The organism is Streptomyces sp. 5-10, assembly GCF_014712245.1.
GTDB lineage: Bacteria > Actinomycetota > Actinomycetes > Streptomycetales > Streptomycetaceae > Streptomyces > Streptomyces violaceusniger.
Window position 1 is genome coordinate 17886 of record NZ_JACVYG010000042.1, and the last position, 15806, is coordinate 33691.

15 protein-coding genes are annotated in these 15806 nt (G+C 70.6%); 8 read left to right on the forward strand and 7 right to left on the reverse strand.

All coding sequences use genetic code 11. The features are described from left to right. Positions 1-226: 226 nt before the first annotated feature. From IEJ02_RS34570 to mhpD, 4 genes are all read right to left on the reverse strand, one after another. A complete protein-coding gene (locus IEJ02_RS34570) occupies positions 227-898 on the reverse strand; it encodes a TetR/AcrR family transcriptional regulator (protein ID WP_275561103.1) in 672 nt (223 codons plus the stop codon). Between the two features lie 92 nt (positions 899-990). Next, the gene (gene dmpG, locus IEJ02_RS34575) at positions 991-2055 is read right to left on the reverse strand and encodes a 4-hydroxy-2-oxovalerate aldolase (protein ID WP_191068461.1); all 1065 of its coding nucleotides are present in this window, start codon (positions 2053-2055) and stop codon (positions 991-993) included. Beyond that, positions 2052-3023 carry an acetaldehyde dehydrogenase (acetylating) gene (locus tag IEJ02_RS34580; protein WP_191068462.1) on the reverse strand — a complete coding sequence of 324 codons (972 nt, stop codon included), beginning with the start codon at positions 3021-3023 and terminating at the stop codon, positions 2052-2054. Before IEJ02_RS34580 ends, dmpG begins: the two co-directional genes overlap by 4 nt. Next, positions 3020-3853 carry a 2-keto-4-pentenoate hydratase gene (gene mhpD, locus IEJ02_RS34585; RefSeq protein WP_191068463.1) on the reverse strand — a complete coding sequence of 278 codons (834 nt, stop codon included), beginning with the start codon at positions 3851-3853 and terminating at the stop codon, positions 3020-3022. The genes IEJ02_RS34580 and mhpD overlap by 4 nt, the downstream gene beginning before the upstream one ends. Before the next feature lie 309 nt (positions 3854-4162). On the opposite strand from mhpD, the gene IEJ02_RS34590 reads away from it, so the two are divergent. Further along, positions 4163-4963 (forward strand): alpha/beta fold hydrolase, encoded by an 801-nt coding sequence (locus IEJ02_RS34590; protein WP_191068464.1) that lies wholly within the window; start codon positions 4163-4165, stop codon positions 4961-4963. A 13-nt stretch (positions 4964-4976) separates the two neighbouring features. On the opposite strand, the gene IEJ02_RS34595 is transcribed toward IEJ02_RS34590, so the two are convergent. Together IEJ02_RS34595 and IEJ02_RS34600 are read right to left on the reverse strand one after the other, a co-directional pair. Continuing rightward, on the reverse strand, positions 4977-6107 hold the full coding sequence (locus IEJ02_RS34595; RefSeq protein WP_191068465.1) for a 50S ribosomal protein L11 methyltransferase: 1131 nt from the start codon (positions 6105-6107) through the stop codon (positions 4977-4979). Between the two features lie 323 nt (positions 6108-6430). Then, complete coding sequence (locus tag IEJ02_RS34600) at positions 6431-6886, reverse strand: alpha/beta fold hydrolase (protein ID WP_317986001.1); 456 nt, start codon at positions 6884-6886, stop codon at positions 6431-6433. Between the two features lie 154 nt (positions 6887-7040). Between IEJ02_RS34600 and IEJ02_RS34605 the strand changes: the two genes are divergently transcribed. After that, positions 7041-8918: a LamG-like jellyroll fold domain-containing protein gene (locus IEJ02_RS34605; protein WP_191068466.1), complete on the forward strand. Its 1878-nt coding sequence runs from the start codon at positions 7041-7043 to the stop codon at positions 8916-8918. Here the strand turns inward: IEJ02_RS34605 and IEJ02_RS34610 are convergent. Further along, positions 8899-11721: an AfsR/SARP family transcriptional regulator gene (locus IEJ02_RS34610; protein WP_370467173.1), complete on the reverse strand. Its 2823-nt coding sequence runs from the start codon at positions 11719-11721 to the stop codon at positions 8899-8901. The two genes, IEJ02_RS34605 and IEJ02_RS34610, sit on opposite strands and share 20 nt — an antisense overlap. A gap of 142 nt (positions 11722-11863) precedes the next feature. Between IEJ02_RS34610 and IEJ02_RS34615 the strand changes: the two genes are divergently transcribed. The 6 genes from IEJ02_RS34615 to IEJ02_RS34640 all read left to right on the forward strand — a co-directional run bounded on the left by IEJ02_RS34615 (position 11864) and on the right by IEJ02_RS34640 (position 15800). Continuing rightward, the gene (locus tag IEJ02_RS34615; protein ID WP_191068468.1) at positions 11864-11995 is read left to right on the forward strand and encodes a lasso RiPP family leader peptide-containing protein; all 132 of its coding nucleotides are present in this window, start codon (positions 11864-11866) and stop codon (positions 11993-11995) included. A 116-nt stretch (positions 11996-12111) separates the two neighbouring features. Then, positions 12112-12243, forward strand: coding sequence for a lasso RiPP family leader peptide-containing protein (locus IEJ02_RS34620; protein WP_191068469.1), 132 nt, complete (start codon positions 12112-12114; stop codon positions 12241-12243). A gap of 281 nt (positions 12244-12524) precedes the next feature. Beyond that, positions 12525-14162: an asparagine synthase-related protein gene (locus IEJ02_RS34625; RefSeq protein WP_223864968.1), complete on the forward strand. Its 1638-nt coding sequence runs from the start codon at positions 12525-12527 to the stop codon at positions 14160-14162. After that, positions 14159-14416: a lasso peptide biosynthesis PqqD family chaperone gene (locus tag IEJ02_RS34630; protein WP_191068471.1), complete on the forward strand. Its 258-nt coding sequence runs from the start codon at positions 14159-14161 to the stop codon at positions 14414-14416. Before IEJ02_RS34625 ends, IEJ02_RS34630 begins: the two co-directional genes overlap by 4 nt. Then, the gene (locus IEJ02_RS34635) at positions 14413-14835 is read left to right on the forward strand and encodes a lasso peptide biosynthesis B2 protein (protein WP_191068472.1); all 423 of its coding nucleotides are present in this window, start codon (positions 14413-14415) and stop codon (positions 14833-14835) included. The genes IEJ02_RS34630 and IEJ02_RS34635 overlap by 4 nt, the downstream gene beginning before the upstream one ends. Further along, a complete protein-coding gene (locus IEJ02_RS34640; RefSeq protein ID WP_191068473.1) occupies positions 14832-15800 on the forward strand; it encodes an ATP-binding cassette domain-containing protein in 969 nt (322 codons plus the stop codon). Before IEJ02_RS34635 ends, IEJ02_RS34640 begins: the two co-directional genes overlap by 4 nt. Positions 15801-15806: the final 6 nt, after the last annotated feature.

Here is a 15806-nt window from a genome sequence, read left to right on the forward strand (position 1 = left end):
AGGACACGCCCGAAGGGCGTCCGGGGTCCAGGGGCGAAGCCCCTGGTTGTGGGAAGGGGCGGGGAGGGGAAAGAACCGCCGGACACCGGGCCGAGGCGAGGTCGGCTCAGCGATCGCAAGTGGGTCGTACTATGTACCGTTCGCTGTATGAGGTCAAGGCTGCTGACAGCACGCAGCACGGAAACCGAGAGACGGACGGGATACGGAGCTAGGGACGTGGCGAGGCTCAGTCGCCGGTGCGCCGCAGTACGCCGTCGATGAGGCAGTCGAGCCCGAAGAGGAACTGTTCGTCGCTGGGCAGCGTGGTCATCTCCTCGGCGAGCTCCACCATGTGGGGGAAGTCCTCACGCGGCAGGGCCCCGTAGAAGTGCCTGCGCTGACGCCGCAGCTCCTCGGCCTCGGGATGGTCGGCCTTCCCCCACGGGCGGGGCGCCTGGTAGCTGGCGAAACCCAGGCTGTACTGCACGATCAGGCCGTAGACGCGCACCGCGTCCCGGTCCGCGAAACCCGCCTCGCGCAGCCTGCCGATGACCGCCTCGAACGCGCCCCGCATGGACCGCGGGCCGGTGCTCACCCGGGTGGAGAAGAGCCGCACGATGCTGGGGTGCTCCCGCATCATCTCGAGGAAGGCCAGCGCCAGGGCCCGTACGACCGCCTCGGGCGAGGTCTCCTCGGCGGTGGGCAGCCGGAAGTTCCCCATGACGTAGTCGGCGATCCCGTCGAGGATCTCCTCCTTGCCGCGGAAGTAGCTGTAGAGCGTCATCGCGCCCACGCCGAGGTCCGCGGCGAGCCGGCGGATCGTCAGGACGTCGATGTCCTCCTCGTCGCAGATCCGGGTGGCCACCTCGATGATCCGCTCAGCGGTGAGCGCCCTGCCACGCGACCGCTGACCCGCCACTGGGACTCTCCTCTTCGCACACCACCGGGGACCGGCGACACCGACGCCGTTGTACACCACACCGTACAGGCGTCCCGCCGATCGGGCGGCGATCAGGAGGTGTTGTCCGGACGGGCGGCCAGGTCGAGTGCGATGTCCGTGATCATGTCTTCCTGGCCGCCGACCATCGCGCGGCGGCCGACCTCGACCAGGATGGCGCGGGTGTCCAGGCCATGGCGGACCGCGGCGGCCTCGGCGTGGCGCAGGAAGCTGGAGTACACCCCCGCGTAGCCGAGGGTCAGGGTCTCGCGATCGACGCGGACCTCGCGGTCCTGGAGGGGCCGTACGAGGTCGTCGGCGGCGTCCATCAGGGGGAACAGGTCGCAGCCGTGTTTCCAGCCCATCAGGTCCGCGACCGCGATGAACGCCTCCAGGGGGCAGTTGCCCGCCCCCGCGCCCTGGCCCGCGAGCGAGGCGTCGACGCGGGTGACGCCGTTCTCCACGGCCACCACGGTGTTGGCCACGCCGAGGGCGAGGTTGTGGTGGGCGTGGATGCCGAGTTCGGTGCCCGGGTCGAGCACATCGCGGTAGGCGCGGAAGCGGTCGCGGACACCGTCCATGGTCAGGCGGCCGCCGGAGTCGGTGACGTACACACAGTGGGCGCCGTAGGACTCCATCAGCCGGGCCTGGCGGGCGAGTTCGGCCGGTTCCGCCATGTGCGACATCATCAGGAACCCGGCCACGTCCATGCCCATCTCGCGGGCGGCGGAGATGTGCTGGGCGGAGATGTCGGCCTCGGTGCAGTGGGTGGCGATGCGCACGGAGCGGATGCCGAGGGCGTGGGCCCGCCTGAGGTCGTGCAGGGTGCCGATGCCCGGCAGCAGCAGGGTGGTGGGAATCGCCGTGCCGGTGGCCGCGACGACGGCCTCGATCCAGTCCCAGTCGGTGTGGGCGCCGATTCCGTAGGTGATGCTGGAGCCGGACAGGCCGTCGCCGTGGGCGATCTCGATGGCGGCCACCCCGGCGGCGTCCAGGGCGGCGGCGATGGTGCGGGCCTGCTCGACGGTGTAGCGGTGGCGGATGGCGTGCATGCCGTCCCGCAGGGTCACGTCCTGGACGTAGAGGGCGGGCGGGACGGGCGGGGTGCCGGCGGTCGCACCGGCGTCGGTCGTGGTCATCGTGCGGCCTCCTCGCCGGAGCGGTGTGCGGCCAGGCGCTCCGCGGTGCGCAGCGCGGCCGAGGTCATGATGTCGAGGTTTCCGGCGTAGGCCGGGAGGTAGTGGGCGGCTCCCTCGACCTCGAGGAAGACCGAGACCTTCATCGCGTCGGTGTGCGCGGCCTCGGCGGGCAGCAGGGAGCGCACCGGGTCGTCCGCCCCCACCTGGTCGAACTGCACCTTCTGCTTGAGGCGGTAACCGGGTACGTACGCCTGGACGCGGCCGACCATCTCCTCGACGGAGGCGGTGACCTCCTCGGTGGCGCAGCCCGAGACCAGGCAGTGCACGGTGTCGCGCATGATCAGCGGTGGTTCGGCCGGGTTGAGGACGATGATGGCCTTGCCGCGGGCGGCGCGGCCGACGCGCTCGATGGCGGCGGCGGTGGTCTCGGTGAACTCGTCGATGTTCGCGCGGGTGCCGGGGCCCGCGGAGCGGGAGGAGATGGAGGCGACGATCTCCCCGTAGTGGACGGGGGTGACCGCGCCCACCGCGGCCACGATCGGGATCGTGGCCTGGCCACCGCAGGTGACCATGTTGACGTTGGGCGCGTCGAGGTGGGCGTCGCCGTTGACCGGGGGCACCACATAGGGGCCGATGGCGGCCGGGGTGAGGTCGACGAGGGTGCGGCCGAGGGGGCGCAGCACCTCCTCGTGGCGCTTGTGGGCACCGGCGGAGGTGGCGTCGAAGACGATGTCCACGTCGGCGAACTCGTCCATCGCCACCAGCCCGTCCACGCCTTCGTGGGTGGTGGCCACCTTCAGGCGGCGGGCCCGGGCCAGGCCGTCGGAGGCGGGATCGATCCCGGCCATCGCGGTGATCTCCAGGGTGTCGGAGAGCCGCTTCACCTTGATCAGCAGGTCGGTGCCGATGTTGCCGGAGCCGATGATCGCCACTTTGGTGCGGGTGCGGGTGTTGGTCTCGCTGCTCACCGGTGGTCTCCTTCCGCGGCGAACCCGACTCCTACGGCGCCCAGGTTCGAGATACGGGCGTGGAACACATCGCCCGGGGCGGCCGGGACCATCGGCCCCAGGGCCCCGGTCAGGACGAGGTCGCCCGCGCGCAGCGGGTCGCCCCGCTCGGCGAGGGCCGTGGCCAGCCAGACGGCCGCGTTGAGGGGGCCGCCGAGGCAGTCGGCGCCGGTCCCCTGGGAGGCCGGCTCGCCGTTGCGCGTCATGGTCATCCGCACCGAGCGCAGGTCGAGCCCGGACAGTGGCACCGGGGAGGCGCCGAGGACGTACAGCCCGCAGGAGGCGTTGTCGGCGACGGTGTCCACGATGGCGATGTCCCAGTCCCGCACCCGGCTGTCGACGATCTCCAGCGCGGGCAGCGCGAACTCGGTGGCGCGCAGCAGGTCCACGACGGTGCAGCGGCGGTGGGGCAGATCGCCGCCGAGCACGAGCGCCACCTCGGCCTCCACCTTGGGCTGGAGCAGCCGCCCGGCGGGCACCTCGCCACCCTCCGGCACGGCCGTGTCCGCGAACAGCGCGCCGAAGTCCGGCTGGTCCACGCCGAGTTGGCGCTGTACGGCCGGAGACGTCAGGCCGATCTTCCGGCCGACGATCCGGCGGCCCGCGGCCTGTTCGCGTCGCAGGTTGAGCCGCTGTACCGCGTAGGCGGCCTCGATGTCGCCGTCGTCCAGGAGCGTGCGCACCGGCGCGCAGGCGATCCCGTCGCGGGCGGCGCCCGCGAGTGCGTCGGCGGCCTTGACCACGGCCCCGGGGAGGGAGTCCGTCGGGACGTGGTCGGGAACATTCGGCACGGGCTACCTCCTGGAGAAGAACATGGGGCCGGGGCCCGGCGCTCCCGATGTGGCCTCCGGTATAGACGCGCCGCCCGCCACGAGCCAACTTTCGTTCCGCTACACGGAACGCGGTGCGTGGCGACGTGCCGGACCAGGCGACACTGACCTCGCGTACCCGTGTCCGTCCAGCGTCCCGTACCGCCTGACGGAACGCTCCGAGCGAGGGGCCCGTCCCCGCCGAACACCTCTTGACGGCACCCAAGGAGCCCCGTACAAAGTACGACCAGAAGTGCGGGCCCGCCGCCCCGCCACGTCAGGAGAGTGCGCATGCTGACCGCCCACTACGTCCCCAGCCGGTTCGGCCAACTGCACTACGTCGAGTGCGGCGAGGGCGAACCGGTGCTGCTGCTCCACCAGACCCCGCGGTCATGGGCCGAGTACCGCGATGTGCTTCCGCTGCTCGGCGCCACGCACCGGGCGATCGCGATGGACACCGTCGGCTACGGGGCGTCGGCGAAACCCGCGGACGACCAGAGCATCGAGATGTTCGCCGACGGGGTCGAGGACCTGGTGGACGGGCTCGGACTCGATACGTTCCACCTGGTCGGACACCACACCGGCGGAGTGATCGCGGTGGAGGTGGCGGCCCGCCTGGGCTCCCGGGTGCGGAGCCTGGTGCTCTCCGCGACCCCGTTCATCAGCCCGGAGAAGCGCGCCCGCGCGGTGTGGAAACGCCCGGTCGACTGGGTGCAGCCGAAGCCGGACGGCTCCCACCTCCTGGAGCTGTGGAACCGGCGCAGACACTTCTACGAGCCGGGGCAGGAGGCCGCGCTCAACCGCTTCATGGCCGACGCCCTGCGGGTGCTGGACCGGGTGGAGGACGGCCACATCGCCATCCGGCTGTTCGCGATGGACGAGCGACTGCCACGGATCACCGCCCCGGCCACGGTCCTCTGCGGGCAGGACGACGAACCGTCGATGCCCGGCTTCGAGCCGATGGTGCGGGCGCTGTCGGCGAAGGGGCACCTCGTGCCCGGGGCCGGTGTGCCGTTCCCCGAACAGCGGCCGGATGAGTTCGCCCGGCTCGTACGGGAAGCCGTCGCCTCCGCCGGGGTGGCGGGCGGCTGACGATGGCGTGACGTCAGGGCCCTCCTGGCCCGGGGAAGAGCGAGCGGTAGAAGGGGGTCGCGCGGAAGCCGTCCCCGTGGTGGGTCGAGCCCCAGCTCAGCGGCGCCGCCGGGCCGCCGGGCCGGTACAGCTCACCGGCGAGCGCGTAGTCGGGGTGTACGCCGTCGTCGCTCAGCGTCGTGGTGAAGTCGAACTCGAACCGGTCGCCCGGCCGCACCGGCAGGCCCTCCACCGACAGCGGCGCGTACACCGGAGTCCAGCTGCTCGGCTGCACCAGCGAGTCGATGGGCTCGTCGTCCTCGGCCACCCACAGACGCATGCCCAGTGCGAGCCCGGAGAAGGTACCCGCTCGCGTGAACGTCAGCTCGGCGCCGTCGACGCCCTCGGGGTTCAGGTCGCCGTTGAACTCCAGCGGCTCCAGCTCGACGGGGCCGGACAGATACGCCCGCTCCCGCACCTTCGGATTGTCCTGCAGCCCCTCCAGCACCACCCGCAGATCAAAGGGGCGGCCCACCGAGGCGAACACCTCCTCCACATAACGGAAGACGAACGGCGGAAAGCCGAGCGGCTCACCGCGCCCCGCGCTGCCCAGGTCCAGCGCGACGGCGGTGGTGGCGCTGCGGTGCGGGATGAACACCCCACCGGGCTTCACCAGCCGCTCCCGGGCGTCCCGTAACACCGCCCCCGCGCCCTCGGAGCCGCCGAGCGTGCCGATGATCTCAGAGACACACATATCGACGGGCTCGGGGAGCTCGATCTCGGTGGACAGCCCCTCGACCACCGTGATCCGATCGGCGAAGCCCGCCTCCTCGATGGTCTTCCGGGCGATCCGCGCCGACTGGGGGATGACCTCCACCGCCCACACTCGCCGCGCCCCGGCGCGGGCGGCGGCCAGCGCCCACACCGCGTCCTTTCCCGTGCCGATGTCGAGCACCGTCCGGCCGGGGGCGTGGCGCCGGACCGCCTCGGCGTAGGCGCCCATCCGACGCTCGTCCTTGATCATCGCCTCGTACGCGGCCTCGTCGTACACCGGATATTCGCCGATCGAGGGGACCAGGAACACCGGGCTCGCCTCCACATCGCACGCCCGCACCGGCACCTTGCGACCCGGCGCGGCTAACTCCGCAATGAAGGAATACCGCATTCTTCAACCTTCCTTGGGCGTCTTTTCAATCCCAGCATGCCAGGCCCGAAAACCCGGAATTCCCTAGGAATGGAATGCACCATGAACGAATAAAAGTCCGAACATAGCACGGTTAAAGCGATGTCAAAGTACCCAGGCGCGACGCGGACAAGCGTGCCATCTCACGGTGCCCGGGCGCCCGCGCGACAGACCCATGGAACCGATGCGGCGAGAAATTGGCATGTTCGCGATCACGCCGGGGGTTGCTTCCGGAAGTGGATTCGGCCGAATTTCGCGGATGGATCGCCGGATCCCGGCGCCGGGCCGTCCGAAAACAGTCGTCATCAATAGTCAGCCTGGTTATCCGTGATTATTGGCGCAACAGGCTTGTCACGCGAAACAGCGGCCGGGCCGGTGAGGAAGGAGGTGACCGCGTCGCGGTAGGCGGCGGGGCGGTCGGCTTCGATGACATGTCCGGCCCCGTCGATGGTGCGCAGGGTGGCGTTCGGGAAGGTGTCTCGATACTCCCGTGCGATGGCCGGATCCTTGTAGTCGCACTCGCCGCGGAGGACCATCGCGGGCGCGTGGATCCGGCGCAGGGCGGGCCGCGGATCGGCCACGGTGAGCTGGTGCGCGGCCATGTACTCCGCGGCGAGGGTGGCTCCCCAGGAGCTGCCCAGCAGGACGACCCGGTTGGCGCCGATCCGCCGCCGTGCCGCCTCCAGGTCGGCCACCTGACGGGCCACGGTGTAGCCGGTGGGGGCCGCCCCGGGGAGGGGCCGGCGCCGGGCGAGTGACACCGGCGGCGCGGCCCGCCAAGTCGGCGCCGCCGTCCGCCCGTTCCGCCCCCAACGGATCAGGTGCCGTTCATCTGGCCGCCCCCGCGCGGTCACAGGTCTTGACCACAGTGCGGGCCGGGGTCACCGATTCCTCACACGATGGGCGGGAGAGCGAATGGACGCGGCGGAGCGCAACCATCTGGGCAGACGGGCACTTTTGCGGGCCACCGCCGTGCTCCCGGCCGCGGGCACGGTGGCCGTCGCGTCGGGGACGACACCCGGTTACGCCGCCACTCCGAAGGCCGACGGCCACCGGTACGACCCGGCGTCACCGCGGTTCAGCCTCGCGATCCTGCCCGACACGCAGTACCTCTTCGACGCCGACAGCTCCGACCCGGAACCGCTCCGGGCGACCTTCCGCTACCTGGTGTCCCAGCGCGAGGACACCAACATCGCCTTCATGGCACACCTGGGCGATGTCACGGAGCACGGCTCGCGGGAGGAGATCACGCTGGCCGCGACGACGTTCGGGACCATCCACGGCAAGGTCCCCTACAGCGTGCTCGCCGGCAACCACGACATCGACTCCGGGACCGACGACCAGCGCGGCGACAGCGCCTATCTCGACGCCTTCGGCCCGCGGCGGTTCTCGTCCATGCCCACCTTCGGCGGCGCCTCGGCCGACGGCTACAACAGCTACCACGTGCTGCGCGCGGGCGGCCGGGAGTGGCTGGTCCTCGCCCTCGACTGGCGGGTCTCCGCCGCCGGTCTCGGATGGGCGCGGAAGGTGCTCGACGCGCACCCCACCCTGCCCGCGATCCTCACCACCCACGACCTGGCCTGGGCGGACGACGACGGCGCCGCGCAGCTCTCGGACAACGGCCGCCGGCTGTGGGACGGCCTCATCCGCGGCAACGACCAGATCTTCCTCGCGCTGGGCGGGCACTACTGGCCTCCCGGGCGCACCGTTCTGACCAACGACGTGGGTCACGACGTCCACGTCCACATCACCAACTACCAGGACCGCTACTACGGCGGCGCCGGGATGATCCGCCGCTACGCCTTCGACCTCGTCCGCGACGTGATCGACGTGGAGACGTTCTCGCCCTGGTTCCTCAGCCGCGACCCGGAGAAGCGCACGCCCCTGGAGGCGGAGACCATCGAGCTGACCGGGCCCGCCGACCGGTTCAGCCTGAGCATCGACTTCGAGCGCCGCTTCTCCGGCTTCGCGCCGGTCGTGCCGCGCACGCCGCGCCCGGCGTCCGCGGTGATGCCGCGCGGCACCCTCGCGTACTGGCGCTTCGACGCCTCGGGAACCGCCTCCCGTGCGGCGGGCGCGGACACCCCCGTCGGTACGGACACGGTGATCCGCGACCTGTCCGGCCACGGCAACGACCTCCGGGTGACCCGTCTGCACGACAGCGCGCCCGAGGTCCTGACGTGGTCCGGTGAGCACCACGGCGACCAGCCGGCCCATGCCAGCCTGCGCTTCGACGGCCGCAAGGGACCCGACCGCGGCGCGGTCCTGACCACCTCGGGCACGGCGCCGCTGAACTCCGAGAAGTTCACCGGCGGTTACACCATCGAGACGTACATCAAGCTCCCGGACCCCTTCGAGGGCGACCACGCCTGGATGGGCATCCTCAGCTGGGAGGGCCGCAACGGCGACGCGGGCAAGACCACCGGCTGGTCGCCCGACGAGCCGACGTGCAGCCTCAATGTCACCCCCGAACGCTTCCTCCAGTTCGTGGTCTACCCCCATGTGCAGGACGCCGATCCCACCTCCTGGAGCCACGCCCTGCCGGTGGGCCGGTGGACCCATATCGCGGTCGTCAACGACGGCCACCACACCGTGGTGTACGTCGACGGCTCGAAGATCGCCCGCAATCCCGGCCAGCCGTCGACGGGGATCGCGACCCTCGGCAAACCCTTCGTCATCGGTGCCACCCAGTTCGAGGAGAAGTTCGGCCAGGGCTTCTACGGCTGGATCGGCGACACGCGTATCGTCCAGCGGGCCTTGCGGCCAAGGGACTTCATGACCTCAACGACGTGAGTTTGTCGCGGAGTTCATCGGCGGCCGGGTGGCCGATCTCCTCGGCGATCTCAAGAGCCTGTCGCCAGACCAGCCGAGCCGTTTCCTGATCAGCGGCGGCGAGGCGGGTGTCGCCCAGATGATGCAGTATCTCCGTCTCGTTGAACCGGTCGCCGACCCCTCGGACAAGGTCGAGGGCCCGCTCGTAGCAGCCGGTGGCCTCCGCGTACCGCGCGAGGTGGTGATGTGCGTAGCCGAGGCTGTCCCACGCCCCCGCCTCCGCGTGCCGGTCGTCGATCTCCCTGTTGAGGGCGACCGCCTGTGCGCAGTAATCGAGTGTCCGCTGGTACTGACCGAGCATCGCGTGCAGCCACCCGGCGTTGTTCAGCGCCATGGCCTGTCCGCCCCGGTGACCGGCCCGCCGGTACAGCCTCAGCGCCCGTTCGTTGTGGTCGAGCGCCTCCCGGGGCCGGCCTTGCCGGTCGCACACCCAGCCCAGACCCCGGTAGGTGTGCGCCTGACTGACCCGGTCGCCGAGCTGGTCGTAGAGGTCCAGGGCCTGGTGGAAGTGGGCGTGGCCCTCGTCGAGGCGGCCCATCTGGGTGTAGGCCATACCGAGGCTGCGATGTGCGCCGGCCTGCCAGGACCGCTCACCCAGCCGCCGCGCCGCCTCGAGCGCGGTACGTTGGCTGGCCGCCCAGTCGTGCCAGTGCCCCCGGTAGTCGAAGAATGTCTCGAGGGCCCTGGCCAGCTGCCAGGTGTGCGCGTCGAGACCCAGACCGGCCGCCAGATCGACGGTCGCGTACAGCACCCGGTGCTCGGCGGTGAACCACTCCAGAGCCGCGGCGTGGTCCGCCGGCTCCTCCGGCACGACCCCCGGCCGGGCGGCGGCCAGGGGGGTCTGGTCCCGGTGTGCGTCCAGCAGCCCTGCCGCGGTGTGGGCCGTGTGGAGGTAGAAGTCAGCGAGCCGGTGCAGTGCGGCCTCCCTGACGGAGGCCGGTTGACGGTGGCCCTGTTCGGTGGCGTAGAGGCGGACGAGGTCGTGCATCCGGTGGCGGCCAGGGGTGTGTTCCTGTATCAGGTGGGCGGCCCGCAGTTTGCGCAGGAGGACGCGCACCCGTGCCACGGGGAGTCCGGTCAGGCTCGCGGTGGCGGACACGCTGATGTCAGGTCCCGGCGCGAGGCCGATCAGCCGGAACACCTGCGCGGTATCGGGTTCGAGTGCGTGGTAAGAGGAGGAGAACACGGCACGCAGGTCCGCGGCCACGTCCCCGGTGTCCAGGGCATCGAGCCGGGTGGCGGCCTCCTGGACCTCCTCGGCCAGGGCCGACAGCGGCAGGTCCGGGGAGGCCACCGCGCGGGCCGCCAGGATGCTGATGGCCAGGGGCAGGCCCGCGCAGTAGGTCAAGAGCGTGGCCACCGCGTCGGGTTCGGCGGCCGTCCGGCGGTGGCCGAGATGGCGGACGAGCAAGTGGCGTGCCTCGGTGTCCGGGAGTACGTCGAGGTCGAGTGAGCGGGCGCCGTGGCTGACGGCCAGGCCGGTCAGCTGGCGGCGGCTGGTGATGAGCACGGTGCAGGTGGGGCTGCCGGGAAGCAGGGGCAGGAGCTGGGCGGTGTCGCAGGCGTTGTCGAGCACGATGAGCAGGCGCTTGTCCGACGTCAGGCTGCGGTACAGCCCCGTCTGCCCCTCCAGCTCCGCGGGGATGTCCGCGGGATCGGCGCCGAGGGCGTCCAGAAAGCCTCGCACCGCCACCGCCGGTGGCAGCGGTTCGCCGGAGGGGTCGAAGCCGCGCAGGTTGATGTAGAGCTGTCCGTCGGGGAAGTGTTCCAGACGGTTGTGGGCCCAGTGCAGGACGAGCCAGCTCTTGCCGACGCCGCCGACGCCACCGATCGCGGACACCATCACCGTGCCGCCAGGAGCGGCCTGGGAGTCCAGCAGGCGGTCCAGGTCGGCGAGCTCGGGGTTCCGTCCGACGAACACCGGTGGCGGCGCGGGCAGTTGCCGCGGTACGGGAACGGCGCGTCGGCCCGAACCGCCGGTGGAGGGGGTCGCCGGGGCGGTCAGCGCCGGGTCAGCGGTGAGGATCCGCTGGTGGAGATCTTGCAGCGCCGGGCTCGGGTCGGTGCCCAGTTCCTCTGCCAGTCGACATCGGATTTCCTGGTAGTGGTGCAGGGCCTGGGCAGGGCGGCCGCTGCGGTACAGGGCCACCATGAATTGTCCGGCCAGACGCTCGTCCAGCGGATGCGCCTCCGAGCGGGTGGACAGTTCCGCCAGCAGTCCGGTGTGGCGGCCCATGCGGAGCCGGATGTCGGTGTGGTCCAGCTCCGCCGCGGTCCGTTCCCGCTCCAGGGCCTCGCGGAGCGTGGTGAACCACGGAGTGTCCAGGGCGGGGAAGGCCCTCCCCCGCCACAGCCCCAGCGCCCCGGCGAACAGCTCCGCGGCACGCTCGTCCTCGTCGGCGGCGCGGGCCTGCCCGACCAGCTGACGGAAGCGGTGCAGATCCACCGCCGTCTCCTCGACCGAGAGGACGTAACCGCCGGATCGCCGGCCGATGCTCACCTGCTCGGCGACGGGAGCCAGTGCCTGGCGGAGACGGGAAATATAACTGTACAGCGTCCCCTGAACGCGTCGCGGAGGACGCTCTCCCCACACCCGGTCGACGAGCTGGTCAACGGCCACCACGTGATTCGCCTCGACCAATAGTGCGACGAGTACGCACTGCTGCCGGGCATGTCCCAGGTTCACCTCTGTGCCGTCGGCACGTACTTCGACACTGCCCAATAAGCCGAATGACACCATCGGTTCTTCCCCCCGTTGTCGCATCCCCTGCAACCTTCATAGCCGCTGCGACCGGGCGATTCAAGGTTCGTCCAAGGTCTGTCCACGGCCGCCCCAGCACATTGGTTTCCGCGGCGGTCAAGGAGATCGACCACCGCATGGTGAATCAACGCAAAGGAGAGCGTCCGTGAACACGGAAAAGCTGGAGTACGAGCCGCCCGTGCTGGCCGAGGTCGGCGACTTCGCCGAGCTGACCCGGATCACCTGCTGCGGCAGGTGGGTCGACAACCCGTTCGGTTGGCAGACCTGGTTCCTCTAAACCCCTGGCCCGCCTGAGGGCCAACCCCACAGGCCCGGGTGACGGACGCATGCCGCGCCGGTCACCCGGGCCATTCCGGACCGGCTGCGGTCGGCAATCGGAGAAGCTGATTCTTCATGGCCACAGAGCAATGGGAATACGAGCGACCGGTTCTGGTCGAGGTCGGCCCATTCGCCCACCCCACCCGCGACCAGAGCATCGGCCGATGGGTCCACAATTTTTTCTTCGGCTGCTGGTTCGATGTCTAGACGCCCGGCCTTGACCACGACCAGGCGAAATGGCGGACCCGGGAATGATCCTGGGTCCGCTCGACAGGGAGATCGACATGGAATTTCTGATCCTTCCGGATCACCCGGCGAGTGAGGGAATCACGGCGCTATTGCCGGACGCAGCGCGCTCACACGTGATTCCGCATAGCTCCGGTCGCCCGCTGATCGTGGGGCGCTGGGCCGACAACGAGGTTGTGGCCGCCTCCGTCGGGAAGAATTCCGCGGCACTTCTGGGAACCACCACGGTGACCTCCGCCGCATTGGCCGCTCGACTCCGCACCGTCCGCACGGTCCACGATCTGGACACGCTGGCCCGCTCGCTGCCGGGCTGCTTCCACCTGGTCGCGTCGATCGGCGGGCGAGTGCGAGCCCAAGGCACCGTCTCGACCGCGTGCCAGCTCTTCTATGGCCGCGTCGATGGCGTGACCGTGGCAGCCGACCGGCCGCGGACCCTAGCGTCGATGACGGGTGCCGGCGTCGACGAAGAACTGCTCGCGTTGCAGTTGCTCACCCCCTTCGGCCCGCCCTGGCCGCTGAATATGACGAGCGTGTGGCAGGGAGTGCGGACCCTGCTCCCGGGCCACTACCTGGACATCCGCGCTGACGGAACCGAGCGCACCACCCGCTACTGGACACCGCCCGACCCCGAACTCCCGCTGGAACCGGGCGTCGCCGCGCTGCGCGAGGCCCTGGAGACGGCCGTCGCGGCGCGTACGTCACAGGGCGCCACCATCAGCGCCGACCTCTCCGGCGGGAAGGACTCGACGAGCCTGTGCTTTCTCGCGGCCCGGCATGACACGCGGTTGGTGACCGTCCACGTCCAGTCCTCGGACCCCGCGAATGAGGACAGGATCTGGGCCGCCCGGTGCGCGGACCGGCTTCCCCACGCCCGGCACCTGGTGGTCCCCATGAACGCCACGCCCGGGATCTACGCGGAAGTGGCGAACGGCGACACCGCTCAGGACACCGATATGCCACTGTCCTTCGCCCGTCGGTCGATGATGGAACACCACGCGCGACTTGTCGCCGACCACGGCTCCGCCATACATCTTCAGGGCACCGGCTCGGACGAGCTGTTCATCCCCAGTGCGCTGTCACTGCACGCACTCGCTCGCAGCAGCCTGCTCAGCGCGGTCCGTCCGGTCCGGGCGATGAAGTCGATGCGCCGCTGGTCGTGGGCGAGCACGCTACGCGTCCTCCTGTACAACCAGTCCTATCCACGGTGGATGGCCTCGGCGGCCGAGGGCATCACCGCCGAACGCGCCTGGGGCACCGCCATCGACTGGGAGATCGCACCGAAGATGCCGCCCTGGGCCACCCCGGATGCCATCGACGCGGTACGCCGCCGGATCCGCCAGGCCGCATCGCAGAACCCCGAACCGCTGGCACCTCTGCCCGTACACCACGAGATGCTGCGGTTGACCCAGGTCAACGGCACCGCCGTGCGTACGAGCTCGCGGATCGGCGCCGGATTCGGCGTCTCCTTCCAGGCCCCCTTCATCGACGACCGGGTGCTCGAGGCGGCGATGTCCATCAGGCTGGCCGACCGTATGGCACCCGGCCAGGTCAAACCGGTCCTCGCCGCGGCGATGCGCGGCATCGCACCCGATGACCTCCTCGCCCGGCAGAGCAAGGCCGACGCCAGCCCCGAGCTGTACATCGGGCTGCGCCGCCACCGGCGCCGTCTCACGGAACTGTTCGAGGACTCGCGGCTCGCACGGCTGGGGCTGGTGGACGCCGACGGCATCCGCACCGTTCTGAACAGTCTGCACATCGACACCCGACCGCTCATGCCCTTCGAGCTGACGCTCGCGGGCGAACTGTGGCTCCGCGCGCTGCCGACCGATGCGAGGTCCGCCGGAACATCCACTCCCCAACCCGTCCGAGGAGCATCGTGACCTTCTCCCTCGCCTCCCATGTGACCAGCACCGAAACGGACACCGGCATGGTGCTGCTCGACGAGCGCACCGGCCGGTACTGGCAGCTCAACGACACCGGCGCGCTGGTGCTCCGCTGCCTCCTCGCGGGCGGCACCGTCGCGTCCGCCGCCTCGGCCCTGCGGACACGCTTCTCCGGAGCGCCCGAAACGGCGGCGGCCGACGTCGAGAAACTGGTCGACGCCCTTCGAGCCGCGAAGATGGTGGCCTCATGAGCGTGCGAGCCCTGAGCCTTGAGACTCCCACCGCTCCGCCGTGGCATCTGCGCCCGGCCGCGCTGACCGCGGTGGGGATCGCCCGGGTGCTCACCTATCTGCCGCCGCAGCGGCTGCGCAAGGTACTGGACTGCGCGCGGCGCGGATCTCGGCCCGCCACGGAGACCAAGGCCCTGCGAGCCCGCAACGCGGTGGTGGCGGTCAGCGTGCCGTGCGCCGGTCCCCGGTGCCTGCAACGTTCCATCGCCACCGCGCTGCTGTGCCGGATGACCGGCACTTGGCCGGACTGGTGCACCGGCGTACGTACCCAGCCCTTCCAAGCCCACGCCTGGGTGGAGGTCGACGGCAAGCCCATCGGCGAGAACATCGATGAAATCCGTTACTTCCATGTGCTCATGACGGTACGGAGCCGTCGGTGAACGGCGATGGCGGCGCCGGTACGGCCGTTCTGGCCCGAGGACTCGGCAAGAGCTACGGCGCCGTTCCGGCCGTGCGCGACCTCGACCTGACCGTCTCCTCCGGCGAGATCTTCGGCTTCCTCGGACCCAACGGCGCGGGCAAGAGCACCTCCATCGGCATGCTGAGCACGCTTCTGCGCCCCACCGCGGGCCGGGCGGAAGTGGCGGGCCACGACATCCGTCACGAGCCCGATGAGGTGCGCCGCCGCATCGGGCTCGTCTTCCAGGAGACGACCCTTGACGTGGATCTGACCGCCAGGCAGAACCTGCGGTTCCACGCGGACCTCTACGGCCTCCCCCGGCGTGAGGGACGCGAACGCGCCCTCACCATGCTGGATCTGATGGGCCTGGCCGAGCGGCACTCCGATCCGGTCCGCACCTTCTCCGGCGGTATGCGCCGACGGCTGGAGATCGCCCGAGGGCTGATGCACACCCCGCGTGTGCTGTTCCTGGACGAGCCCACGACGGGACTCGACCCGCAGACCCGAGCCGTGATCTGGGAACACCTCCACCAGTTGCGGGAGGAGCAGGGCATCACCGTCTTCCTGAGCACACACCACCTCGAGGAAGCCGAGCACTGCGACCGCATCGTCATCATCGACGGCGGACACCTGGTGGCCGAGGGAACACCGTCCGCCCTGAAGGCCGTCGTCGGCGCCGACCTGGTAGTGCTGCGCACCGGCGACGACGACACGGCCGTACGGACCATCCGCGAGCGCTTCGGGCTGGAGGCGACTCCCGAGCCCCGGGGGATCGGATTGCGAGTGTCGGACGCGCCGGGCTTCGTGCCCCGGCTGTGCGCCGAACTCACGGTTCCGGTCCACTCGGTGACCGTGACGCCGCCAACCCTGGACGACGTCTTTCTGCACTACACCGGCCGCACCATCCGGGAAGTCGACGCCGGCGGCCGCGGAACGAAGGGATAGACCGTG

Coding starts and splice junctions, on each gene's coding strand:
- IEJ02_RS34635 (WP_191068472.1), top strand. CDS start 14,413: ATGAGCGTGCGAGCCCTGAGCCTTGAGACTCCCACCGCTCCGCCGTGG.
- IEJ02_RS34605 (WP_191068466.1), top strand. CDS start 7,041: ATGGACGCGGCGGAGCGCAACCATCTGGGCAGACGGGCACTTTTGCGG.
- IEJ02_RS34595 (WP_191068465.1), bottom strand. CDS start 6,107: ATGCGGTATTCCTTCATTGCGGAGTTAGCCGCGCCGGGTCGCAAGGTG.
- IEJ02_RS34590 (WP_191068464.1), top strand. CDS start 4,163: ATGCTGACCGCCCACTACGTCCCCAGCCGGTTCGGCCAACTGCACTAC.
- IEJ02_RS34620 (WP_191068469.1), top strand. CDS start 12,112: ATGGCCACAGAGCAATGGGAATACGAGCGACCGGTTCTGGTCGAGGTC.
- IEJ02_RS34610 (WP_370467173.1), bottom strand. CDS start 11,721: ATGCGACAACGGGGGGAAGAACCGATGGTGTCATTCGGCTTATTGGGC.
- dmpG (WP_191068461.1), bottom strand. CDS start 2,055: ATGACCACGACCGACGCCGGTGCGACCGCCGGCACCCCGCCCGTCCCG.